The following is a 24,647-nucleotide window of genomic DNA, read 5'->3' on the forward strand; positions in this document are numbered from 1 at the left end:
TATTGATTTCCAGGAAATCAAATCCAAATCCAGGAATCCGTAATTAAGGTATAAACATCCGTAATTTGGGTAATAAAGGATGGCAAATGAAGGACTAATTTTGTCGTAGTTCCATTTATAAGAAAGTATGTCATTCTCACGTTCCCTTTTCCTGGCTACTTATTTATTTATCGGAGCTATTGGTTTCAGCCAGAACAGCTCCAAGCAACTTAAAGCTAAATTCATTGAAGAAGAGCTGGTCCTGGACGGATACCTTGACGAAGCTGTTTGGGCGGAAGCCGAGGAAGGCAAGGATTTCATGCAGTTCTTCCCTACCGATTCTGTTCAGGCCACTCACCAGACCAAAGTTAAGGTGGTGTATTCTGAAACTACGCTGTACGTAGCATTCTATGCCGAAGCACCGGATGGTGCCTACGTGGTTTCTTCTCTCCGCAGGGATTTTGGTGGGACCACCAATGACAATGTCTCCCTGCTATTCGATACCTTCAATGACGGGACCACAGCTTTCTTTTTTGGCATTACACCTTACGGGGTTCGTCGGGAGGGGCTGGTGTCCGAAGGAGGTACGAGCTTCAACAACACCTGGGATGTCAAATGGAAGGCCGAGGCACAACGCTACGACGACCATTACACCGTTGAAGTAGCCATACCCTTTACTTCCCTAAAATTTGTGGAGGGTGCCACCCGCTGGCGGTTTCGACCCTATCGCTGGAACATACAGACGAACGAACAGAGCACCTGGGTAGGCGTTCCCCAGCAGCAAATATTTTCAAGCCTGGCATACATGGGGGAATTAATCTTTGAGAAGCCTCTGGGACGATCCCGCACGCCATTTACCCTTATTCCCTACATTAATACCCTGGCCGATTATAATTATGCAACCGACCAATCCGAAACCAACTTCAAAACCGGGGGCGATGCCAAAGTAGCCGTGGGCAATAGTATGAACCTGGATATTACCCTGAATCCGGATTTTTCAAATGTAGAGGTCGATGATATCTTTACCAACCTCACCCGTTTCGAGTTGAGGCTTCCCGAAAAACGACAGTTTTTCATTGACAACAGCGACCTTTTCGAAAGTTTTGGGAACACCTTTAACGAGGCCCGTCCGTTCTTCTCCAGGAGAATTGGCCTGGCACGGGATACCCTGGGCAACCTTATCCAGAATGATATTATCGGTGGGGTGCGCCTTAGTGGAAAATTGAACAAGGACTGGCGACTTGGGGTACTCAACATTCAGACCGAAAAGGACGCCGCGAATGAAATTGCCTCTAACAACAACATGATGCTCGCCTTACAGCGCAAGGTGGGTAAACGTTCCAATATAAGTGCGTTCTGGGTAAACAGGCAGGCCATGGGCGACAGGGAGTTCCTGCAGCCCGAAGAAGCGTTTAACCGGGTCATCGGGGCCGATTACAACTTGGCTACGGCAGACAACATTTGGACAGGCCGGGCTTACCTCCATAAATCGTTTCAACCAGGGGATTCCAAAGGCAACCTTTCTTCCCAGGCTACCTTTACTTATAATCCGAGACGTTGGCGCATAGTGCAGGATCTGGTCTACGTGAACCAGGATTTTCAGGCCGATCTGGGCTTTGTTCCCCGTACGGACTTCATCAAGTGGGGTAATGGCATACAGCGCATCTTCTACCCCTCCAAAGGAATTTTTAACACCCATGGGCTGCGGTTTTTATCCATACTCTACTGGCGCCCTTCCCTGGACTATCAGAATACAGACCGGCTCTTTAACTTAGAATGGGAGACCGCTTTTAAAAACAATGCAACAGCCCAGGCCTCCTTTGCCCATAATTATATTTTCCTGGCAGCACCCTTTGACCCTACACGGACTCCTGGAGCAACTCCATTGCCAGGCAACCAGGGCTACCATTTCAATCAGTTGCAGTTTCGATACCAGTCCAACAACACTAGCCTGGTCACCTACGGCGCCAATGCTGCTGTCGGCCGCTTTTTTAATGGTGAAGTACTTACGCTGGGTGCCCAGTTGGGATATCGTTTCCAGCCCTGGGCCAACGTACAACTGGGGGTTAATTATGACGGGATTCGGTTACCCGAACCCTATGCCGATGCAGATATCTGGCTGGCCACGGCAAGAACGGAGATCACCTTCAGCAAATCCCTTTTCTGGAATACGCTGATCCAATACAGCAACCAGCGGGACAACTTTGGGGTCAACTCCCGACTACAATGGCGGTTTGCCCCCTTATCTGACCTGTTCCTCGTGTATAACGACAACTATTTTACGGAAACCTTTGCGCCCCGGTTCCGTTCGATCAATTTAAAACTGACCTATTGGTTGAACCTTTAACTAAAATCATTACAGGAGGATTTGAGTCTCAAAAAATCGTAAATTCAGAGAAACTATATATCATGGCAAATTTCAAACTAAACATCAATGGCAAGATACAGGAGGTAGATGTAGATCCGAACACCCCATTGCTTTGGGTATTGCGTGAACATCTGAACCTCGTGGGGGCAAAATACGGTTGCGGAATTGCACAATGCGGCAGCTGTACCGTACATGTACAGGGCGTAGCAGTGAGATCCTGTATGCTTGCAGTATCAACTGTGGGCAATCAGGAAATAACCACCATAGAAGGACTTTCAGAAAACGGGGAGCACCCGGTTCAAGAGGCCTGGCTGGAACTGGATGTGCCCCAGTGCGGGTACTGCCAGACGGGGCAGATAATGACTGCAGCAGCATTGTTGGAGAACAACCCAAACCCATCGGATGAAGAAATTGACATGGCTATGAACGGGAACATATGCCGGTGTGGTACCTATGTACGAATCAAGAAAGCCATCAAACTGGCTGCCAATTCCTAATCCTCAAAAATCAGAAAAATGAAACTCGTACAAACACAAATCGGAAGACGCGCTTTTATTAAGAACACAAGTCTGGCTAGTGGCGGATTGGTACTGGGATTTAGCATTTTAAATTCCTGCAAGCCCAAGGATATAGAGACGATGGCTGTTAAGGAAATGCCCAATGAATGGTTTGAAATCAATGCCTATCTGAAAATTGGCGACAATGGCCTGGTTACCATCATGTCGCCCAACCCGGAATTTGGGCAGGGTGTAATTACTTCCATGCCTATGATTGTGGCAGATGAACTGGATATTGCCTGGGAGAATGTGCTTGTTGAACAGGCTAACCTGAACGCAGAGGATTACGGATGGCAGTTTACGGGCGGAAGCCAGGGGATTAGACGCAGGTGGCAGGGTCTCCGGATGGCAGGGGCTACTGCCAGACAAATGCTGAAAGAAGCGGCTGCTGAGTCCTGGAAGGTACCGGTATCTGAAATCACCACTTCAGAAGGGATCCTCCTCCATGAAAATAGCGGCAATTCTGCAGGATACGGTGAAATGGCCTCTTTGGCTGCGCAGCGAGAAGTACCTGAGGAGGTCCCATTGAAGGAAGTCAAAGATTTTACCATTATCGGCACTCCTAAAAAAGATGTAGAGGCCAGGAAGGTAGTTACAGGTAAGCCGTTATTCGGAGTAGATTATCAGTTCAAGGGGGCACTGGTTGCCATGGCCACGCATCCCCCGGCATTTGGACTTAAATTAAAATCGTATGACGACAGCGCCGTAAGAAATATGCCCGGAATTGTTGATGTCTTCCCGATTAAATCCCTGGAGGAGGGCGCCACACGCGGTTATTTCGACACCACTGCCTTTACCGATCTGGTTGTGGTGGTTGGTAAAACCACCTGGGAGGTCATGAATGCAAGGAAGCAATTAAGGGTAAGCTGGGAACCCATTGCAGACCACAAGTTAACCATTGACCGCTTTGGCAACCAAATGGAAATTGATGTACCCAAGGGGCTTGAAAATACAGACCAGCATTATGCCCAAATGAATGAAATGGCCAGCATGCCGGGTACAATTGCACGTAAGGACGGTGATCCGGAAAAGGCTTTTAAAAATGCTGCCAAGGTCATAGAGAGATCATACAGTTGTCCCTTCCTGGCCCATAATTGTATGGAGCCCATGAACTTCTTTGCGAATGTGACGGAAGAAAAGGCGTTACTTGCTGGTCCTTTACAGGCACCGGCTCTTGCAGAAGCAACTGTGGCTGCCCGTTTGGGCATACCCATTGAAAACATAGAAGTAGAACTCACCCGCATGGGAGGCGGTTTTGGAAGAAGGGCTTATGGCCACTACGCCGTGGAAGCGGCCGTTATTTCAAAACAGTTAAAGGCCCCTGTTAAACTGGTATACGATCGGGAAGACGATATGACCTTTGGAATTTATCGTCCCTCCTATCATGCCACTTACAGGGCTGCCCTGGATGAAAACAACAATCTGGTCGCTTTTCATGTAAAAGCGGGAGGCGTACCAGAGACTCCCCTATTTGCCAACCGGTTCCCGGCCGGGGCGGTTGACAACTACCTGGCGGAACAATGGGAGATCAATTCCAATATCACCATCGGTGCCTTCAGGGCCCCGCGTTCCAATTTTATGGCAGGTGTGGAACAGGCCTTCCTGGATGAAGTTGCGGAACTCGCCGGTAAGGATCCGATAGATTTCAGGTTGGAGCTTTTGAAAAAAGCAAAAGATAATCCCGTTGGTGAAAACAATGATTACGATCCCGTACGCTATGCCGGAGTACTCGAATTGGTGCGGGAAAAATCAAATTGGGATAATTCCCCTGCGAATGCCAATAGGGGTGTTGCGGCCTATTTCTGTCATAACAGTTATGCAGCCCACGTACTCGATGTGATCATGGAAAATGGCCAACCCAAAGTAGAAAAAGTGGTTTGTGCCCTGGATTGTGGAATAGTGGTTAACCCGGATGCTGCAGCAAACATGGCCGAAGGTGCCATTGTAGACGGAATTGGCAATGCCATGTACGGAACGCTTTCCTTTACGGATGGCAAACCCGATCAAACCAATTTTGATCGTTATCGCATCATTCGCCATGCCGAGGCGCCGAAAGAGATTGAGGTGCATTTTGTTAAAAACGAAATCGACCCAACAGGTTTAGGGGAACCTCCTTTCCCACCTGTACCCGGAGCCTTGGCCAATGCCCTATACAAAGCCACCGGTAGAAGGTTATACCACCAGCCATTTATCAACGACAGGCCTCCTCTGGTTGGTTAATCCTAACTGGAGCAATGCACCTGTGAATGAGTAAAAAAAACATTTTTGAAAGACTGAGGTCCGGTGAGGTCATCCCTATGGACGACCCGGACTATGGCCATATTCGGGAAGCCGTAAATACAACCCTGGGCATATCGAAAAAAATGAACAATGCCGGTAATCTGGATGAAATACGCCAGTATCTGGGAGATATCATAGGGAAACCGGTTGATAAAACCACTACGGTTTTTACACCTTTTTACACCAATATCGGAAGGAACATTTCTCTTGGAAAAAATGTCTTTATCAACCATGCCTGCAGTTTTCTGGATTTGGGTGGAATCGTCATTGAAGATGGGGTAATGATTGGCCCGAAAGTAAATATTACCTCAGAGAGTCATCCCACGGAGGCTGGTATCAGAAAGACCATGGTGCCAAAAATGGTGATAGTAAAACGCAATGCGTGGATCGGTGTGGGGGCCACCATCCTGCCAGGGGTTACTATAGGTGAAAATGCGGTAGTGGCAGCCGGGGCTGTGGTCAACAGGGATGTACCCGCCAATACCGTAGTAGCAGGAATACCGGCCAAAGTAATTAAACATTTGAATTAACATTAAAGACGCTATAATGAAAAAGTTATTTGTTGTATCAGGCATTTTCTTTTTGGTAGCAGTTTCCTGCAAGGATGCAGCAGAAGGGAAATCTGAAGAAAACGAACAGGCAGAGGCCATCTTTCCAAAAGGTCAAAAAGGTCCTTCTGAATTTTTTACCGGTAATGCCTATCCCTATGGCCTGGTGGCAATGGATTCTGTCTATACCACCCTGGCCGGGAATGTCTACTTTGAGCCTGGTGCCAGAAGCCATTGGCATTCCCATCCCCCCGGGCAAATATTGATTGTAACCGGGGGTGTTGGCTATCACCAAATTGAAGGGCAGGCCAAAGAAACCATAAAAAAGGGTGATGTGGTTCAATGTCCCCCAAATACCAAGCATTGGCATGGCGCCTCAAAAGATGAAGGTATGTCTCACATTTACATCATACCCAACACGGAAAAAGGGGTGGTTAATTGGATGGAAGCCGTTACGGATGAACAATATTTGAACAATTAATATTTCAATATGAAAAGAATAGAAATTCTTACGGCCCTTTTCCTGCTTTCCACAGTTGTTACTGCCCAGCAGGACATATTTACACGACGTGGCCTTAGCTCTCCCGAGATTCATGAAGATGGTACCGTAACGTTTCGGGTCCAGGTACCCAAAGCCTCAGAAATAGCTATTTCAGGGAGTTGGATGGCTGCAGAAGGGCTTGCCCCAGGAGTAGCCATGATGGAAAAAGAGAATGACAGCGTCTGGAGTTTTACCACGGACCCTTTGAAAGCAGAAATGTATCGCTACAACCTGTTTGTCAACGGGGTTCGGACCCTTGATCCGGCAAATGCCCATGCCATCCGTGATGTGGCTAACCTTTCCAACGTTTTTATTGTAGGGGATGGTCAGGCAGACCTGTACCGTGTAAACAAAGTACCCCATGGGACCGTGACCTTCCGATGGTATCCCTCTCCTACTGTTGATAAAACCCGAAGAATGGCGATCTATACACCTCCGGGCTATGAAAATAATCAAGAAGATTATCCTGTTTTGTATTTGCACCACGGTATAGGAGGGGATGAAGAGGCCTGGTTAGGCTCCGGAAGGGCTGCCCAGATCATGGATAATCTTATTGCCAGGCGTTTGGCCAGACCTATGATCGTGGTTATGCCCAACGGCAATGTGTTCCAGGAAGCTTCCCCGGGAAATGGAAGCAGGGGTTTTGTACAACCCACCTTTATGCTGCCCAATACCATGGATGGCAAGTTTGAAGAATCTTTTGGAGACATACAAGCATTCGTCGAAAGCAATTACAGGACCATTGCTAAAAAAGAAGGCAGGGCCATAGCAGGTTTGTCCATGGGCGGCTTTCATACAGCGAATATTTCGCTGAATTATCCCAATACCTTTGACTATGTGGGACTGTTTTCTTCCGCGCTTGGCGTGCGGCCCATGGGCGACAGCACTTCTGAAATGTATAAGAACAAGGATCAAAAATTAAAACAGCAAATGGAGAATGGCTACAAGCTCTATTGGATGGCCATTGGGGACGGCGATATGGAAATGCTGTTAAAAGGAAATGCTTCTTTTAGAAAGAAGATGGATGGTATGGGTATGAATTACGAATATCTGGAGACTGGAGGCGGTCATACCTGGGACAACTGGAGAAGCTATTTAAGCATATTTACACAAAAAATATTTAATTAATCATTTTATACTTTACTGATGAAACAAGTGAAAATAGCAGTGATAGGTTTGCTCTTAATAGGCATTTCGGCTTGCAGGAGCGAAAAGGAGAGGCCTGAAAAGAATATCCCTGATATAGCATTGCAAAAAACCTCGGTCAAAACCGAAATGGAAGGAATGGTCTTTCGGGACCTGAATAAAAATGGTAAACTGGATGTTTATGAAGACATAAATGCACCTATTGAAGCGCGTGTCAATGACCTGGTGTCACAAATGACCCTGGAAGAGAAGGCTGGTGCCATGTTTATGCCCGGAGTACCTGTGAATGAAGATGGAACACTGGAAAAAAATCCAAACGCCACAGGCCCTGGAGCACGGTACCCTGCAGCTATAGACAATATTGATCAGGGAAAACTGAACCATTTCAATGTTTGGGCCATTCCCTCAGAACCCAGGTTGATGGCCGTCTGGTATAACAGGCTCCAGCAACATGCAGAACAATCCCGGTTGGGCATTCCGGTAACCATCGCCTCGGATCCAAGGCACCATTTCAGCAATACTATATTTTCCATGGCTGCCAATGGGTTTACACAGTTTTCTGAAACTCCCGGACTGGCTGCTATTGGTAATGATTCCCTGGTAGAAACATTTGCAGAAATTGTGCGAAAGGAATACCTGTCAGTGGGCATACGCGTGGCACTCCACCCCCAGATCGATTTAGCCACCGAGCCCCGGTGGGCGCGGATCAGCGGTACTTTTGGTGAAGATGCAGAGCTGACAGCCCGTATGGTAACCGCCTATTTAAAGGGACTTCAGGGTGATGAAGTAAATGAACAAAGTGTGGCCTGCATGGTGAAACACTTTCCTGGTGGCGGACCACAAAAGGAAGGTCTGGATCCCCATTTTGCCATCCAGAAAGGGCAGATCTATCCCGGTGATAATTTTGATTACCACCTCATTCCCTTCGAAGCCGCTTTCAAAATGAACCCGGCTTCCATTATGCCCTATTACGGCATACCTACCGGCCAGACCGATGAAGATGTGGCCATGGCTTACAACAAAATGATCATAACAGACTTGTTACGGGAAAAATACAATTATGATGGAGTAGTCTGTACGGATTGGGGGCTTATCACCGACGTTCAGATGGGTCCCGATATTACCTGGCCTGCACGCGCCTGGGGGGTTGAAGACCTGGAACCAGTACAAAGGGTCAAGAAAATTATTGAAGCGGGCTGCGACCAGTTTGGCGGGGAGAACCGTCCTGAACTCGTCCTTGAACTCGTCAATTCCGGCCAGCTCAGTGAAGCACGCCTTGATGAATCGTTAAAACGGCTCATGAGGCAAAAGTTTCAGCTGGGGCTTTTTGACAATCCCTTTGTTGACGAGGAAAAGGTACCTGAAATAGTAGGTCGTGAGGAGTCTCGTAAAATAGGTGACCAAAGCCAACAGCATGCTATGACGCTCCTCAAAAATGAAGCGTATACCCTGCCATTGAAATCAGGGGAGCATAAGGTATACATACAAGGGATGGACAGTACCGTGGTGGCTGCGTATGCCACAGTGGTATCTACACCGGAAGAAGCCGATTTGGCCATAATTCGATTAAACACCCCATGGTATCCAGCGGATACCCGAAATCCATTTGCACTCTCTTTCCATCACGGCGACCTTGATTTTAAAGGTGAAGAAAAAGAAAACATCCTTTCGCTGTTGAAGAAGGTTCCTACGGTGGTTGATATTTATTTAGATCGGCCGGCAGTATTACCGGAAATTGCAGCTGCTTCAAATGCATTGATTGCAGATTTCGGGGCCAGTGATAAAAATGTTTGTGAGGTACTTTTTGGCAATTCCAGGCCAATGGGTAAACTCCCGTTTGAATTACCCTCTTCCATGGAGGAGGTGCGCGAGCAATTAACCGATGTACCCTATGACACCGAGAATCCATTATTTGAATTTGGTTTTGGCCTCTCGTATCAATAATGCATAGACAACTATAGTGCTTTAGTCTCGATTACGCGTCTGAAGCAGGCCTCCAATAGCCAGAAAACCTCCGGGTTCGGAAGAATTATTAAACTCAATGCCCTTTGCCTTTCTGCAGGCAGAGGGCAGTTGTATTTTTTTCGTTTACTTTTCCCTATTTTTGATGGATTTTTAAAAACCCTGAAAAAATGAAAAAATTGTTATGGCTATCCCTGGTACTGATATGGGCCTGTAATTCCACCCAGAAATCTGCAGGCACAGAGGCAAGTGCAGAGGATACTCCTGTAAGCGTGGATCCCGTAGATTATGCCAGCACTATTACCGAAGAAGACCTTAAGGAGCATTTATACATATACGCTTCCGACGAATTTGAAGGCAGAGAAACTGGTAAAGAAGGTCAGAAAAAGGCGGTTGAATATCTGAAAGCTACCTACGAGGAGCTCAACATACCCGCCGCACAGGAAAACGGTGATTATTTTCAGAAAGTCCCCCTGGAAATGTCAAAACTCCCCGTAGGATCAATCAACATAGAAGGTAAGGAGTTTGAGATTGGGAACGAGTTCCTGGCCTTTACGGCTGGAGAGGGCTCCTTTGACGAAATAGTTTATGTAGGCTACGGAATAGAGGATGAAAATTACTCTGATTACAAAGATGTTGAGGTTAAAGGCAAATTGCTCGTGATGAAGTTTGGCGAGCCCCAAAATGCGGATGGAACCTATGTATTGTCAGGTAACGAAGAAGCTTCGGTCTGGAGCAACATGTCCGAAGCCATTGGTAAGCGCACTGAGGTTGCCAGCGCAAAAGGAGCTAAGGGAATCCTTTATTTTGATCCCGCTAATTATGCCCGTTACAAGGGGTATTACCAATACATGAAACGCAACAACAGCGGACGCATGGCGATCAAGGAATCTGCAGAAAATCCGGTTCTTGTGATAATGGATCAGGAAATGGGAGATGCACTTATGCCTAATATGGATGGGGATTCAAAAGCACAGCAAGTTGCAAAAAGTGTAGAGGTTAAACTGCAAAGTGTAAATGAAGATGTGGATTCGGAAAATGTTGTGGCCATTATCCGTGGATCCCAATACCCTGACGAATATGTAGTGATCTCTTCTCACCTGGACCACGTAGGGGTGAATGACAAGGGAGAGATACATAACGGGGCTGATGACGATGGCTCAGGTTCTGTTGCCATGCTGGAAATTGCCGAAGCCTTCAAGATTGCGGCCAGCAAAGGGGTGAGACCAAAAAGGTCTATCGTATTCCTTCACGTTACCGGGGAGGAAAAAGGGCTGCTGGGATCGCAATATTATACGGATTTTGATCCTATTTTCCCGCTTACCCAAACCGTGGCCAATTTAAACATCGATATGATAGGAAGGATAGACCCGAAACGAGAGGGAGACCGAAACTACGTATATCTCATCGGTTCAGATAAATTGAGCAGTGAGTTGCACCAGTTGTCTGAGGAAGTTAATACCAAATATGCCGGAATAGAGCTGGATTACAAATACAATGACGAGAATGATCCCAACCGTTTTTATTACCGAAGCGATCATTACAACTTTGCCAAAAACAATATTCCTATAATCTTTTATTTCAATGGTACCCATGACGATTACCACCGGCCTGGTGATACCCCGGATAAGATCAACTATGACTTGCTAAGAAATAGGACCCGACTTGTATTTCACACTGCCTGGGAAGTAGCTAACAGGGAGCAACGGGTAGCCGTGGATAAGATGGCAAAATAAAGCCGTTCATCGGCTTCAAAAAACAAACCCCGACATACACATCGTCGGGGTTTTTATATTAAGCCGTATTTCCGGATAAAGCGGATTTTCCTTCTTCGGCTCAGATTCTTGAGCTTTCTTTCTAGTATTATCGCTTCCTTTAAATTTGGCTTTTCAATTATGCATTCCAACTGCCATGGGATACCTTTAGAAGTGTAAGCGGACATCCCCTGATTGTGCTCAAAGATACGTTTGGATATGTTATTAGTCTGGCCTACATAAAACCGTCCTAGTCTTTCTGAAGAAATTATATAGACGTAAAAGGGCATATAAATCCTTTTTAAGTCAATATAATATCAGGACAGGTAATTGTTCTGCGGTATAAAAAAGTAGTGCTGACGATCCTTTTTGGATGTCAGCACTGCTTCCGCTAGCTCTTTGGTCTAAAGGCCTTGTGACAGAAGAAACCAAAAAGACGTGGCAAGTATACCGTGTCCCGTTCGCTTTTGTTTTGGAAACTAGTACGTATTCTGAAGAAGGGAGATCTTGCCAAAAAAAGTAGTGCTGACGATCCTTTTCGGATGTCAGCACTGCTTCCGCTAGCTCTTTGGTCTGAAGGCCTGCTGACCGATCGACGGGAGTATCCGTAGGATCGACCAAAGAGAGCGTCAGTAGGGTGGAAGACCGGGTTCGAACCGGCGACCTCTGGAACCACAATCCAGCGCTCTAACCAGCTGAGCTACAACCACCGTTTGTAAGCGGAGCCAAAGGTACTTCATTTTCTCCTATGAATCCAAAAAAATACATCGCAATTTGGGAGGAATCAGATCAGTTTATGTCATTTGAGAAAGCAAGGCATCTGGCGGTAAAGGACCTCTAAAAATGCATATTTATCGACAAAATACACGAAATGTCAGATCAAACACACAAAAAATGGCGTTTCACAACATTAATTGGTGCCGCCAGATATGAGGGCCTACTTTTAGGAGTTATAATAAAAAAGGAATATGCCCTCTAAACCAGCCCTTTTTCCACATGCCTTATTCTTCTGGAAAAATAAGAAGGCCGTTTCAATTCTGCTTGCCTTTTTTTGGGCCTGTCTTTCTTTTGCCCAAAGCGCAAAAGTAGAACAGCTATACGATTCTATCAGTCAGCTGCGTTCACAACCTGAATTTACGGAGAGGGATACCACACATATCAACCTGCTCAACCAGCTGGCAGCAAGCCTCAGATATTACGATGTGGAGAATGCCTATAATATTGCAAAAAAGGCACTGGAGTTAAGTCGTGAGACCCAATACAGCCTGGGAGAGGCCACTGCCCTGTTAAGAATTGGTGATTACTTTTCCGATAAGGGACAAAGCGATAAGGCCATAGAGAATTTTGAGCAAGCCCTTGAAATTGCCAATAAACTTGACGATACACTCACCCCCTTCAGGATCATTAATAACCTGGCATCCGAACACACCTATAAAGGCGATTTTGCCGAAGCACTTAAGGGGTACTTGCATGGCATTGAACGCATCAACGTACTCCTGGAGGAAGGCGAAGAAGATGACAAGAAGCTCATCGTGGTCCTGTCAATTATGAATGAAAACATCGCCAACCTTTTTGCTTCCCAAAAAGATTATGAGCAATCCCTGAAATACTATGAAAAAGTAAGGAAGATCAACACCGAAATTGGCGATCCCATAATCATGGCCGAGACCAATAGTAATCTGGCCTCGGTATACGCAGAGAAGGGTGCCACGGATGATGGTGTGCAAAAAGATTTTGAATATGCCATGTTCCACGTGAACAGCAGCATCCAGACTTTTGAGAAAGATAAGATCATGGACTGGCTGGCCTATGCATACGAAGTAAAAGGCAAAATCCATCTAAAGCAGAACAATCACAAGTGGGCGCTGCACTGGTACAAGCAAAGTGAAACGATTCATGAAGAAATTGAAGACGACAGGGGTAAAATTGATCTGTACAACGGAATGGCCCAGGCCTATTTAGCCCAGGGAAATGACAGCCTGGCTAAAAACTATGCCCTGAATGCGTACGCGATTTCGGAAAGGATCAAAGATTCCGAAGGAACACAGGAATGCGCTAAAACCCTTTACAAGGTGCATGAGAAAAGTGGAAACTTCAAAAAAGCGCTTGAATACCTGGAACTCTACCAGGAACTGTCGTCCAACATATACCGCAACGAAAACAAAAAGAGCCTCGTACTGATTAAAACCCAATCCGAATATAATGAGCAGATCAAAGCAGAAAAGGAAGCTAATGAAAAGGCGCTAGCCAGAAGGGACCTCTATGTTTGGATTTCCATTTCCATATTAATTGCCCTGCTTATAGTGATCTTCCTGGTACAGCGCAACCAAAAAATACAGAAAAGGCTCAATGGGGTTCTGAACGCCAAGAAAGAGCTACTGGAAAAACGTGAATCCGAGCTGAGGGAAAACAACGAGACCAAAACAAAGCTCTTTTCTATTATTGGTCATGACCTAAGGGGGCCTATTGGTGCCTTGCAGGGGCTATTGAACATGTTTGGGGAAGGCGAGATTACCAAAAAAGAATTAATGGATTTCCTGCCCAAACTCCGGGGAGATGTAGACCATATCTACTTTACACTGAACAACCTGCTATCCTGGGGGCATTCTCAGCTTAATGGCTCTGTTACCAAACCTGAAGTGACTGCGGTTGAAGCCATTGTAAAAGAGAATATCAACCTCCTTTCCGAACAGGCGCAGAACAAATCCATACGCATTGTAAATGAACTTCCTGACAATACCCATACCTGGGCAGACGCCAACCAGATAGATATCGTAATCCGCAACCTTATGAGCAATGCCCTGAAGTTCACCCCTGAAAACGGCATGATTAAAATTTCCGGAGAGGAGTATGCAGACCACTGGCAAATTTCTGTTCGAGATACAGGAGTGGGTATGGATCAGGCCACGGTGGATAAGCTATTCGACAAAAATTCCAATGTAACTACCTATGGTACGAATAATGAAAAAGGTACCGGACTGGGGCTTTCACTCTGCAAAGAAATGGTAGAGAAAAACAAGGGAAAAATATGGGTAGAAAGCACCCTTAGAAAGGGTAGCACCTTCCACTTTACGCTACCCAAAATCAAACAGAGTTACCCAAAGGCGAGCTAAATCAGATCGTCCAGATGCTTTACGCCTATAAAGCGTTCTACTGTAAATCCTTCGGCGTACTCCACCCCTATCAACCTGCCCAGATCCCTTGCTCTGTAGCGGACACTGTCTGTAAAGTTCTTACTGCTAATCGGTGTATCGGGTTCCTTGCTGTTAGGGTCATAGAACTGAGAAGCATAAGCATTGATGGCTTCCATCTTCTTGTCGATAAAATCAGACACATCCACAACAAAATCCGGTTCCAGGTTCTTCCATTGTATATAGTGATATACCTTTTTAGGCCTCCATGGATCCTGCCACTCATCATCCCCTACCCACTTGGTGTCTATTTTGAGCAGGCCGCTAAGAAAGCAGGCATCGCTTACCAGCTTACTGCCCTTGGCGTGATCAATGTGGCGGTCTTCAACAGCATTGCAGAGTACAATATCAGGCCTGTACTTCCGAATAACCTCGATGACCTGCAATTGATGCTCCTTATCGTTGACAAAAAAACCATCTGCAAATTCCAGGTTGATCCTAGCGCTCAAGCCGAGAATATCTGCAGCCTTCCTGGCCTCTTTATCTCTTAGTTCAGGGGTGCCCCGGGTGCCAAGCTCTCCACGGGTCAGGTCTACGATACCCACTTTTTTTCCATTCGATATTTCCTTGGCTATGGTGGCTCCTGCCCCCAGTTCAGCATCATCAGGATGCGAACCAAATACTAAAATGTCCAGTTTCATTATTATTTATTTCTTGAATATTTAGACGGGTAACGCCTTTTTTCCCTGACTAATGGACCTGAGCGCCTGCTCAAGGTCGGCAATAAGATCTTCGGTTTCCTCTATACCCACGGAAAATCGGATAAGGCCATCTGATATACCCTGTTGTAGCCTTTCCTCAGCGGAAAGCAAGGCGTGGGAGGTCTTAGCCGGACTCAGCAAAGTGCTTTCCACTCCTGCAAGGCTCATGGATGATTTAACTAGCCTTAGGGCATTCTGGAATTCCGGTGTCTTTTTCGCATGTTTCAGTTCAAAAGAAAGCATCCCCCCAAATCCATGCATCTGGCTTTTGGCCAGTTCATGCTGGGGATGGTCTTTCAAACCAGGGTAATATACCCTTGCTACATCCTTGTGGGCCGACAGGTATTCTGCCAGTTTCTGTGCGTTTTCATTCTGGGCCCTAACTCGCAGTCCCATGGTCTTCAGGCTGCGCTCCAGCAACCAGACTGTATAATCGCTAAGGCTTCCACCCAGATTTTTAGCAAGCTGGAAGATGCGTTCCATATAAACCCCGGAAGAAGCCACAGCCCCGGCGCAGATATCGGAATGCCCACCCATATACTTGGTAGCACTATGTATAACTATGTCTATTCCAAAATCCAAAGGGTTCTGGTTTACAGGACTGGCAAAGGTATTGTCTATCATGGAGACCATGTTGTTCCTTTTGGCTATCTCAGCTATTCCCCTGATATCAGTTAATTGAAGTAAAGGATTGGAAGGTGTTTCTATATAGACAACCTTTGTGTTTTCCTGAATTTCTGCTTCAAAATCGGAAACCTCCATTCCCCTGGTAAAGGAATAGGCAATGCCGTATTTATCAAATTCCTCCAGGATCAGGTTATGGGTACCTCCATAAATCTGGTTTTGCAAAACAATATGGTCTCCTGCCCTCAGGAAAGCCAGTAAGGAGGTACTTATTGCAGCCATCCCGCTTCCAAAAATGAGCGCAGCTTCCGCATTTTCCAAAGCAGCAATTTTTTTGCACAGGGCTTCCTGATTGGGTGTGTTGAAATAACGTGGATAGCGCTTAATATCCACGTCCTCATAGGCGTAGGAAGTACTCATATACAAGGGAGAGATGGCGCCTTTATAGACTTCATCCTCTATTTCCCCCACATGGGTACAGATGGTATTGATTCCCTTTTTCATCGTGCTTTAACTAAGATTCAGACAAGTGTTAAAGGTACGAAATTCGCTTAAACCTCTACTTTTTTCCAATGTCCTTTGCGGAACCAGATAATAGCAATTATGGAAAGCAGAACTTCGGCCAGCGTAATGGCCAGAAAGACTCCCAGGGCACCCATGTTGAAGGTAATCGCCCCAAGGTAGGCGAACGGCAGCTGGAAGATCCAGAAGGCTATGAAATTGATCTTTGTAGGAGTGCGGGTATCCCCTGCACCATTAAATGCCTGTGATATAACCATCCCGTAAGCATAGAACAGGTAACCAGCAGCAACAACCTGCAAACAAAGCGCCCCATTTTCAACTACGCTGGGCGTATCGTTAAACAGGGTGATAATTTCCCTGGCAAAAAACAGGTAAAAAAAGGAAATGGCAAGCATAAAAATTGCGTTGTAACGCCCGGTTAGCCATACGGATTTTTCCGCCCGATCCGGTTTTTTAGCCCCCAGGTTTTGCCCTACCAGTGTAGCGGCGGCATTGCTCATCCCCCAGGCCGGCATAAAGGTGAACATCATAACCCGGATGGCAATGGTATAGCCCGCCAGGACTTCACTCCCAAATTCAGACATGATTCGCATTAGGAAAACCCAGCTGGAAGTCCCGATCAGGAACTGAGCAATACCCCCAAGGGAAACCCGGATCAGATTCATCATTACCTCAAAACGCAGGATAATATCCTTCAAAACCAGCTTTATCCTGCCCCATCCATAAAAGAGAATAAGCAACTGGAATAACACTGCTGTACCCCTGCCTATATTGGTAGCTATGGCGGCACCCATTACCCCAAATTCCGGGACAGGCCCCAGACCAAATATAAAAATAGGGTCCAGGATAATGTTTAGTGCGTTGGACAGCACAAGCGTCCACATGGCCATGGAGGCATCCCCTGCCCCTCGGAATATGGCATTGATTAGAAAAAGAAGCAGGATGGTAATGTTTCCGCCTATAAGAAGTTTGGTATAGCCATAGCCTTCTTCAATCAGGTCGGGCTCTCCTCCCATTAAGGCCAGTATTTCCTTGGAATACAAGAATCCCAGAACCCCGATGATGGCTGCGACAAATACGCCCAGGAGTATGGCCTGCATGGCAGCCTCCTGTGCTCCCTTGACATCCTTTTCCCCTATCCGCCGTGCCACCACTGCAGTGGCTGCCATACTTAACCCGATGGCAATAGCGTAAACGAGAGTAATAACAGATTCTGTAAGGCCAATGGTGGCCACCGCATTAACACTGACCTGGGATACATAGGCAATATCTACGACTGCAAATATGGATTCCATCATCATCTCCAGAATCATGGGAATGGATAACATGAAGATGGCTTTTCGAATACTGCCTGAGGTAAATTCAGTTTCCCTTCCGGTTATGGCAATAATGAAATAGCGAAAAAATTTATTGATTGGGTTGTTATTGTGGGTCATGATGTGAAATTATGCTGTTAGAAGGAGAAAATAGTCTTGTTTAAACCCTGTTGTTCAGGGTTTTATCGGATGGCAATCGCCAGCAAGACATTTACGGTAAACATAATTTCTATTGCTTCATGATGGAGCAAAGATGCGATTTTTTTTAAAGAAGTAAAATTTTTATTCGATGGGGCAGATTTTTATAGTTTGGTTCGAATCCTTGATCTCAGAAACTCAATCTAGTTTTTGAGGTCCTTCTGAAGTTTCATTGATCACCCAATGTTCATTCTGGATAGACTTATATCTGATCTCGTAAGGAATTCGTTCCAGTAATTCAATCAACCTTAGTATTTTAGGCCGATCTTCTTCGGTAAAATTCACCTTAAAAATATTATAGGTGGTATTAGCTGGAATAGCTATACCCTTATTCAGTGTTGAAGTAGAAACGCTTTTAAGGCTATCCAGGATCGAATCTTGTGAGACAAGTAATTCCCAAAAATAGTCATGGTATTCTTTCAGATCTAAGAATTCTCCCTGCATTTCAGATTTCACAGATTCAATAATTGCGGGGCCTACTCCGTGATTCGATATATCAACAGAAAAAGTCCCTTCAGCGGTATTATTTGACGTAGAAATCTGCAAATAAGGCAATATGGAAAGGTAATTTTGCTTGCTCATCAGGTTGGTCTGATAAATAAAAATGACGAGGGTGATGAAACTAATACTCATCGCACTCATACTCAGGATACGCTCGGAATTCCATTTGATCTTAAAATTGGCCATATGCGCAGTAATCGATATCCTTAAAATAAATTTTATTACCCTTTAAAAAAGTGACTTTATTTGTTCCTGTAGTTCACCTGATACCTCCAGTAACTGATAGCTCCCAGGATCAGGATACCCAGCACAGTATACCAGACAAATGAAGGGGTAATTACCTGGTCACCACTCGCATAACTATGCAGCCCAACGAGGTAAAAATTCACCCCAAAATAGGTCATCATAATACTTCCAAAAGCTATGATACTCAAAAAGTTAAATGTCCATCGCCCCCTTAAACCGGGTACAATTCTGGCATGCAGTACAAAGGCATAAACCATAATGGAAATCAGGGCCCAGGTCTCCTTGGGATCCCAGCCCCAGTATCTACCCCAGCTTTCGTTGGCCCACTGTCCGCCCAGGAAATTCCCAATGGTAAGCATGATTAACCCGACGGTAAGCGCCAGTTCATTAATCACGGTGAGCTCTTTGAGGTTATGCTCCATGCGTTTCCTGTTTCTTTTGTTGGTCAATACGATCAGCAGCAGGGCCACAATACCCAGTATCATACCAACAGTAAGGGGGCCATAGCTGCCTACAATTACGGCCACGTGTATCATCAGCCAGTAACTGTCCAGTACGGGTACAAGGTTGGCAATGGCCGGGTCTACCCAGCTTTGGTGGGCAATCCACAGTAGCATTGAGGTAACGAAAGCCGTTGCCGCGATGGTGATATCACTTTTCCGTCCCAGTGACAACCCCATGGCCATCGTTGCCCAGGATACATAGAGGATGCTTTCATAGGCATCACTCCAGGGGGCATGCCCGGAAATATACCATCGCATAATAAGTCCGGCCGTATGCCAGAGGAAAAAGATGATTATGATGCCCTTGAAGAAATAGGTGGCTACCTTCCAGATCTCTCGCTCCTTGAATATCCGGAAGATAAGCACGAAGAACATCAGGATACCAACCATAGCATACCATTTATAAAGTCGGTTGAAGATATCCAGTTTATTGTAGATAATCTCCGCCCTTACCTTTTCCCTGGGAGGCAGTACTTCACTGCCAAAATCGGCCTGGTTCTTGTGAAATGCCTCCAGGATCTTTTCTGCATCCGTGTAATCTCCGTTCGATAGCCCTGTTCTTAGGGACAACAGATAATATGGCAAGCCGTTACTAATAAAATTAGCATAAAGGCTATCGGAAACCTGGTACCTCCCTGAACGGAATTCCACAGCGGATATCCACTTGTTGTTTTCATCATTCTTCAGTGGGAAAATCTTGAATATTTCCCCACTCAAAGCCCTGTCGAGCAAGCTCAGTCGAAAGTAGGCGTCTTTGAAATCTGATTGAAACTTATTAGGTGTATTGGTGGCAAATGCCTCCTGCAGATAAGGTCCCAATTTGTTATTTCCTTTTTCATCGAAAAAATCCGTGGCTTTGATTAGTTTCTGCCCTTTTGGTATACCTATAATGCTCCGTATACTGTCGTTCTGCCCTTTTTTATCCAACGCTATAAATTCATTATTATACCACAAGGGCGGGTTCAGCATCATCGACAGGAATACCTGGTTGGCATCGAGGTCTTTGTATGAGTCCTTGAAGCTAAGTTTTCGCAGTAATTCGGAAGCAAAGGTGTTAACAGGCTTCATTCGCCCGCCATCATCCTGAATAACCAGTTCCCCGAAGAGTGCTGCATGCTCTTTGGGCACGGTACTCTGGCGGATCAGGGAATCTACCTCTTGCTGAGTTGGAGGCTCCGTATGAATATGATCCTGGGCTGGAACCTCAGTATGAACATGCCCATCGGCATCCTGAACCTCCTGTGCATGGACAGGGAACCAAAGAAACAGTATGAGCAAAGTGGCCAGTTTGGTCCGCTTGCGCCTGAGTTTATCCAAGGTATTGGCCAGTTCCTTAAATCTGGTTTTACCGTAAAACATGATACCCAAAAGCCCCAGGTATAGCAGGAAATAGCCGATGTAGGTAATCCATGTTCCCCAAAGGTCGTGGTTTACTGAAAGTACAGTTCCTTTTTCGTCCTGATCAAAACTGGCCTGGAAAAATCGGTAACCTCTATGATCCAGTACATGGTTCATGTAAATATCGTAGTCGAACGGCCGCTCATCGTTCACGGTAATACGGCTCATAAATGAGGAGTAGCCTTTCTCAGTACCCGGGTACTTTTCCGCTATAAAGTCATTGAGTTTTATACTAAACGGCAATTCATAAACCTTTGACCCGTAACTCATCGTGAATTCGAGCTCGCCTACTCTGATCTTGTCTGAGTAGGTTGCCCTGCCTTTACCGCCCAGCAGTTTGGCCTGGACTTTTTCACCTCCGGAAGTAATGTCCAGGATCAGGGCATCGGGGTCAGCATCCGTCTTCTCATCCTCCGGAACAGGTACCACATCGTATATTCCATTCATCAGGGGTTCGGGAAGTACAAACTGTATTCCAGCTACATTGTAGAGGGATCGCAGGTATAAGGTTTGCAGGCTGTCTGCAACAACTTCTCCGCGCAGCTGATCAGCCATGCGCATAAATCCACCCTCAAAGGGGGATTGAATTTGATAACCCTCATCATTGGCTATGATATTTATGGCTCCTTCTGTGGGTTTATTCAATGAAAAAAGCACGTTATGGATACTGCTTACCGTTCCACTTTCCAGGTAGTGATCATGGCGGCCACCTCCTCCGGATTCCACAACTTTTAAAAATTTTTTGCCATCGGGATCCCTTACCAAGGCTTTTTTAGCTCCCTGAATAAAACCGCCATAGGCAACAGTGAAATCAGTCCCGTTAAAATCCAGTTCCCAGGGCAGATTTGTCTTTAATGCTTCCGGCGTTACCATCAATTCGGACTGGAAAGTCCTGCGCATTAATTCGCCATCAATATCCCCGTCAACCAATAGGGTGAGATAGGTTTTATCCGAGTAAAAGATGTTGGAAGTATTTCCCTCCCTTATAGGCATCATACCCTCATAACTGATGTATCTGGTAACAAAAGCTCCAACAATGATCAGGATCCAGGACAGGTGCAGGGTTAATACGGACCATTTCTCTTTCCTTAGTAACTGGTATCGCTTGATATTACCGATAAAATTGACCAGAAAAAAAGCCATTATAGCTTCGAACCACCAGGCGTTATAAATCCAGATCCTGGCTGTTTCGGTGCTGTACCAGCTCTCTATAAAAGTTCCGAAAGCCATTGCTGTGGCAAATACCAGAAAAAGAATAGCCATTAATCGCGTAGAAAAAAGAGTCTTTCTAAGAAGATCTTGCATTTTTAGAGGGTTTTATTTAGAGCAAGTAAAAATAAGGTCTTTTTCTCTATTAACACGGGATTATTGGGCATAAAAAGTTGAACACTTTTGTTAATAATTACGAAAGCCCTGTGGGTGCTAAAATTCGTATTTTTGGGCATGCTAAAAATAGTTCTTCTGGGTACCGGAAATCTGGCAGTACATCTTTTTGATGCTTTGGCCACTAACAAGTTCGCCACGGTGATCCAGGTTTTTGGACGTAATAAGGAAGCCCTTTCCTACTTCCAGGACAGAACCGATATAACTGATAGCAAAGACAATATTCGGGATGCAGACCTTTACATCTGCGCGGTTAGCGACGATGCCATAAAAGCAGTTTCGCAATACCCCCGTCATAAAGAGGCTATAATCCTGCACTGCTCCGGGGCTGTTCCCCTAACCGCCCTTCCTGGCGACTGTAAACGAGGGGTGTTCTATCCGCTGCAAACCTTTAGCAAGGGTAGAAGCATCGATTTTACAAAGGTCCCCATTTGTGTTGAGGCAGAGAATAATGAAGTACTGGAAGTGCTGCTAGCTCTTGGAAAGAGTATTTCTGAAACCTGTGTGGCCATTGATTCGGATCAACGCAAAGCGCTACACCTGGCTGCCGTATTTGCCAATAATTTCACCAATCATTTATTTGAACGAGCGGCTGCAATCTGTGCAGATAACAAGCTTCCTTTTAACTTGTTGAAGCCCCTTATAGAAGAAACAGTCGCCAAACTGGACACGTTAAGCCCACTCGAAGCCCAGACCGGACCGGCCAGGAGAGGTGACCAATATACCCAGGAGAAACATTTAAATTTAATGACCGACCTCCGGGATCGGGAAATATATCGGATACTTAGTCAAGCAATCGAGGAAAAATATGGAAACCAGCTATAAAAAATACCTCAAAAACATTACCACCTTTGTTTTTGATGTGGACGGTGTCTTCACAGACGGTACCGTGCTTATTACAACAGAAGGAGCACTGCTTAGAAAAATGAGCATTCAGGACGGTTATGCGGTGAAGACCGCGCTGAAAAAAGGATACCGCATCTGCGTAATTACCGGAGGCACCAATGAAGGGGTCAGAAAAAGGTTGCAGGGCCTGGGTGTAACCGACATATACCTCGGCGCAGATCTAAAAGAACAAACCCTTGAGGAATATCTGGAACTTTATGAGATAGATCCTGCAAACGTGCTTTACATGGGAGATGACTTGCCGGATCTGCCCTGCCTGCAAATGGTTGGACTGCCCACCTGTCCGCAAAATGCCGTACCGGAAATCAAAGCCCTGAGTAAATATGTTTCTCCCAAATCAGGGGCAGAAGGATGCGTCCGTGATGTGATTGAACAGGTACTTAAGGTCAAAGGTGACTGGCAGGATAATTTCAGCGCTGCTAACGACTAGATTATGCTGGTTGAAAAACTCAAACATTTACGGGTTATTCTCGCTTCCGGGTCCCCGCGCAGGCAGCAACTTCTCAATGAGATGGGTATCGCTTTTACCTTATTTAAAAATACAGTTGATGAGGACTACCCCCTTCATCTTCAAGGAGAAGCTATTCCATCTTACCTGGCCAAAAAGAAGGCTGAAGCTCTTTTAAACCGGCTAAAACCCAATGACATTCTCATTACTGCTGATACTGTAGTCTGGCACAAAGGAAGTTCATTGGAAAAGCCTGCAGGTAAAACCGAAGCTCAGGCCATGTTGAAGGCATTGTCTGGCGACTGGCATGAGGTATTCACTTCCGTTTGTATTACGCATGCGGGTAAACATCAGGTGGTTTCAGACATTACCCGGGTGAAATTTGCATCCCTTGGTCAGGAAGAGATTAACTTTTATATAGACCAGTACAAACCCTTTGACAAGGCCGGAGGGTATGGAATACAGGAATGGCTGGGCCTGGTGGGCATAGAGGAAATATCAGGATCTTACACCAACGTTGTAGGCTTACCCACCCAAAAACTTTACAAAACGTTAATGGACATGGTCGTACCTCCTGCATAAGGTACTTTCGTTAAAAATTTAAGCTATGAAAAGATTGGCCAAATACGGCGTATTACTGTCCCTTGTTTTTATATCAGGATTCCTTTTGTACGGTTGCAACGATACCGCGAAAGCCAGCGCGACTGAAGTAAAATCTTCACCTGATCTGACAAAGCCAACTGCACCGCCTAAAGCAAACGCCATTTCCAAAGAGTTTAAATCGTACTGGTATGCAGGGGAAGCAGAGGTAAGCAGTTTTGAACTGGAATTGCTTCGCTATGGGGAGCTTAGAAAGGGACACGCTGTTCAGGTGTTCGTTACTGAACCCTTCCTTGCTGAAGAGCAGGTCAAAGCCAATTACAGCAGAGCCGATAATATTCCTGTGCTTAAATTGAATAATGTAAAAAAGTTCCTGACCGGTATCTACCCTTATTCCATAATGACAAGTACTTTCTCACCAGTCCGCCAGCCAGATCATGCCTTGAAGGTTACCAATTCCGTGCAGGAGTGGTGCGGACAGGTATATACCCAGATAAACAACAGGGATGTTTTTGAGGTTGTTTCCCATTCCTATTTTGAGGGAGAGGCAGATCAAAGCCTGAGCCTTGAAAAAGCGGTCCTGGAAGATGAGCTCTGGAATTTAATCCGTCTAAGGCCGGAAACATTGCCCACTGGAAATTTTAAAGCCATTCCTTCCCTGGAATATTTGCGGCTAAACCATAAAAAAATTACTACTTACTCCGTTACGGCAAAAAGAACGTTTGAAGATGGCAGAGTAAATTATATGCTCAATTATCCCGAACTGGGCCGTTCACTGCAGATTAGCTATGCCCTGGAGTTTCCCCATCAGATAGAGGGTTGGACTGAAAGCCTAGGCAGCCGATCAGGAGGTAACGCAAGAACTATTACTTCAACAGCACGTCGCATAAAAACCATAAAAACTCCTTATTGGCAAAAAAACAGTAACAGGGACGTTATTTTAAGGGACTCCTTAGGGTTACCACAATAGGAACC

Annotated in this window: 19 protein-coding genes and 1 tRNA gene; 13 read left to right on the top strand and 7 right to left on the bottom strand. The window is 45.7% G+C overall.

Going from position 1 to position 24,647, the window contains the following annotated elements; translation table 11 throughout:
* The first annotated feature begins 127 nt into the window (after positions 1-127).
* The 8 genes from OO016_RS09140 (at position 128) to OO016_RS09175 (ending at position 11,117) form a co-directional block, all read left to right on the top strand.
* Entirely contained in the window at positions 128-2,326 is a 2,199-nt protein-coding gene (locus tag OO016_RS09140) for a DUF5916 domain-containing protein (protein WP_266012768.1), read from the top strand.
* 62 nt (positions 2,327-2,388) lie between these two features.
* Positions 2,389-2,844 (top strand): (2Fe-2S)-binding protein, encoded by a 456-nt coding sequence (locus OO016_RS09145; protein ID WP_266012771.1) that lies wholly within the window; start codon positions 2,389-2,391, stop codon positions 2,842-2,844.
* Positions 2,845-2,862: 18 nt separating this feature from the next.
* On the top strand, positions 2,863-5,124 hold the full coding sequence (locus OO016_RS09150) for a xanthine dehydrogenase family protein molybdopterin-binding subunit (RefSeq protein WP_266012773.1): 2,262 nt from the start codon (positions 2,863-2,865) through the stop codon (positions 5,122-5,124).
* Between the two features lie 26 nt (positions 5,125-5,150).
* Entirely contained in the window at positions 5,151-5,714 is a 564-nt protein-coding gene (locus OO016_RS09155; protein WP_266012774.1) for a DapH/DapD/GlmU-related protein, read from the top strand.
* A 16-nt stretch (positions 5,715-5,730) separates the two neighbouring features.
* Complete coding sequence (locus OO016_RS09160) at positions 5,731-6,213, top strand: (R)-mandelonitrile lyase (protein WP_266012776.1); 483 nt, start codon at positions 5,731-5,733, stop codon at positions 6,211-6,213.
* Between the two features lie 9 nt (positions 6,214-6,222).
* A complete protein-coding gene (locus OO016_RS09165) occupies positions 6,223-7,401 on the top strand; it encodes an esterase (protein ID WP_266012778.1) in 1,179 nt (392 codons plus the stop codon).
* Positions 7,402-7,419: 18 nt separating this feature from the next.
* Positions 7,420-9,363 carry a glycoside hydrolase family 3 protein gene (locus tag OO016_RS09170; protein WP_266012780.1) on the top strand — a complete coding sequence of 648 codons (1,944 nt, stop codon included), beginning with the start codon at positions 7,420-7,422 and terminating at the stop codon, positions 9,361-9,363.
* 188 nt (positions 9,364-9,551) lie between these two features.
* Positions 9,552-11,117 carry a M28 family metallopeptidase gene (locus tag OO016_RS09175; protein WP_266012782.1) on the top strand — a complete coding sequence of 522 codons (1,566 nt, stop codon included), beginning with the start codon at positions 9,552-9,554 and terminating at the stop codon, positions 11,115-11,117.
* Between the two features lie 53 nt (positions 11,118-11,170).
* Here OO016_RS09175 and OO016_RS14470 read toward each other — a convergent pair whose 3' ends face one another.
* The gene (locus OO016_RS14470) at positions 11,171-11,425 is read right to left on the bottom strand and encodes a GIY-YIG nuclease family protein (RefSeq protein WP_369413837.1); all 255 of its coding nucleotides are present in this window, start codon (positions 11,423-11,425) and stop codon (positions 11,171-11,173) included.
* 345 nt (positions 11,426-11,770) lie between these two features.
* Positions 11,771-11,846, bottom strand: a tRNA-His gene (locus OO016_RS09180).
* Positions 11,847-12,103: 257 nt separating this feature from the next.
* On the opposite strand from OO016_RS09180, the gene OO016_RS09185 reads away from it, so the two are divergent.
* Positions 12,104-14,248, top strand: a complete 2,145-nt coding sequence (locus OO016_RS09185) for an ATP-binding protein (protein ID WP_266012784.1) — start codon at positions 12,104-12,106, stop codon at positions 14,246-14,248.
* On the opposite strand, the gene bshB1 is transcribed toward OO016_RS09185, so the two are convergent.
* From bshB1 to OO016_RS09210, 5 genes are all read right to left on the bottom strand, one after another.
* On the bottom strand, positions 14,245-14,967 hold the full coding sequence (bshB1, locus tag OO016_RS09190) for a bacillithiol biosynthesis deacetylase BshB1 (protein WP_266012786.1): 723 nt from the start codon (positions 14,965-14,967) through the stop codon (positions 14,245-14,247). The genes OO016_RS09185 and bshB1 overlap by 4 nt on opposite strands.
* Positions 14,968-14,988: 21 nt before the next feature.
* Positions 14,989-16,155: a trans-sulfuration enzyme family protein gene (locus tag OO016_RS09195; protein ID WP_266012788.1), complete on the bottom strand. Its 1,167-nt coding sequence runs from the start codon at positions 16,153-16,155 to the stop codon at positions 14,989-14,991.
* A gap of 47 nt (positions 16,156-16,202) precedes the next feature.
* Positions 16,203-17,609 (bottom strand): MATE family efflux transporter, encoded by a 1,407-nt coding sequence (locus tag OO016_RS09200; RefSeq protein WP_266012790.1) that lies wholly within the window; start codon positions 17,607-17,609, stop codon positions 16,203-16,205.
* A 216-nt stretch (positions 17,610-17,825) separates the two neighbouring features.
* Positions 17,826-18,374 carry a hypothetical protein gene (locus OO016_RS09205; protein WP_266012792.1) on the bottom strand — a complete coding sequence of 183 codons (549 nt, stop codon included), beginning with the start codon at positions 18,372-18,374 and terminating at the stop codon, positions 17,826-17,828.
* Positions 18,375-18,430: 56 nt separating this feature from the next.
* Positions 18,431-21,640: a cytochrome c biogenesis protein CcsA gene (locus tag OO016_RS09210; protein WP_266012794.1), complete on the bottom strand. Its 3,210-nt coding sequence runs from the start codon at positions 21,638-21,640 to the stop codon at positions 18,431-18,433.
* A gap of 138 nt (positions 21,641-21,778) precedes the next feature.
* Here OO016_RS09210 and OO016_RS09215 point away from each other — a divergent pair, with 138 nt between their 5' ends.
* The 4 genes from OO016_RS09215 to OO016_RS09230 are packed head-to-tail and all read left to right on the top strand — an operon-like array spanning position 21,779 to position 24,642.
* On the top strand, positions 21,779-22,543 hold the full coding sequence (locus OO016_RS09215; protein WP_266012796.1) for a Rossmann-like and DUF2520 domain-containing protein: 765 nt from the start codon (positions 21,779-21,781) through the stop codon (positions 22,541-22,543).
* Positions 22,527-23,054, top strand: coding sequence for a KdsC family phosphatase (locus OO016_RS09220; RefSeq protein ID WP_266012798.1), 528 nt, complete (start codon positions 22,527-22,529; stop codon positions 23,052-23,054). The genes OO016_RS09215 and OO016_RS09220 overlap by 17 nt, the downstream gene beginning before the upstream one ends.
* A gap of 3 nt (positions 23,055-23,057) precedes the next feature.
* Positions 23,058-23,654, top strand: coding sequence for a Maf family nucleotide pyrophosphatase (locus OO016_RS09225; protein ID WP_266012800.1), 597 nt, complete (start codon positions 23,058-23,060; stop codon positions 23,652-23,654).
* Between the two features lie 25 nt (positions 23,655-23,679).
* Positions 23,680-24,642, top strand: a complete 963-nt coding sequence (locus OO016_RS09230; RefSeq protein WP_266012802.1) for a septum formation inhibitor Maf — start codon at positions 23,680-23,682, stop codon at positions 24,640-24,642.
* Positions 24,643-24,647 lie beyond the last annotated feature (5 nt).

The organism is Lentiprolixibacter aurantiacus (genome assembly GCF_026241225.1).
GTDB lineage: Bacteria > Bacteroidota > Bacteroidia > Flavobacteriales > Flavobacteriaceae > Lentiprolixibacter > Lentiprolixibacter aurantiacus.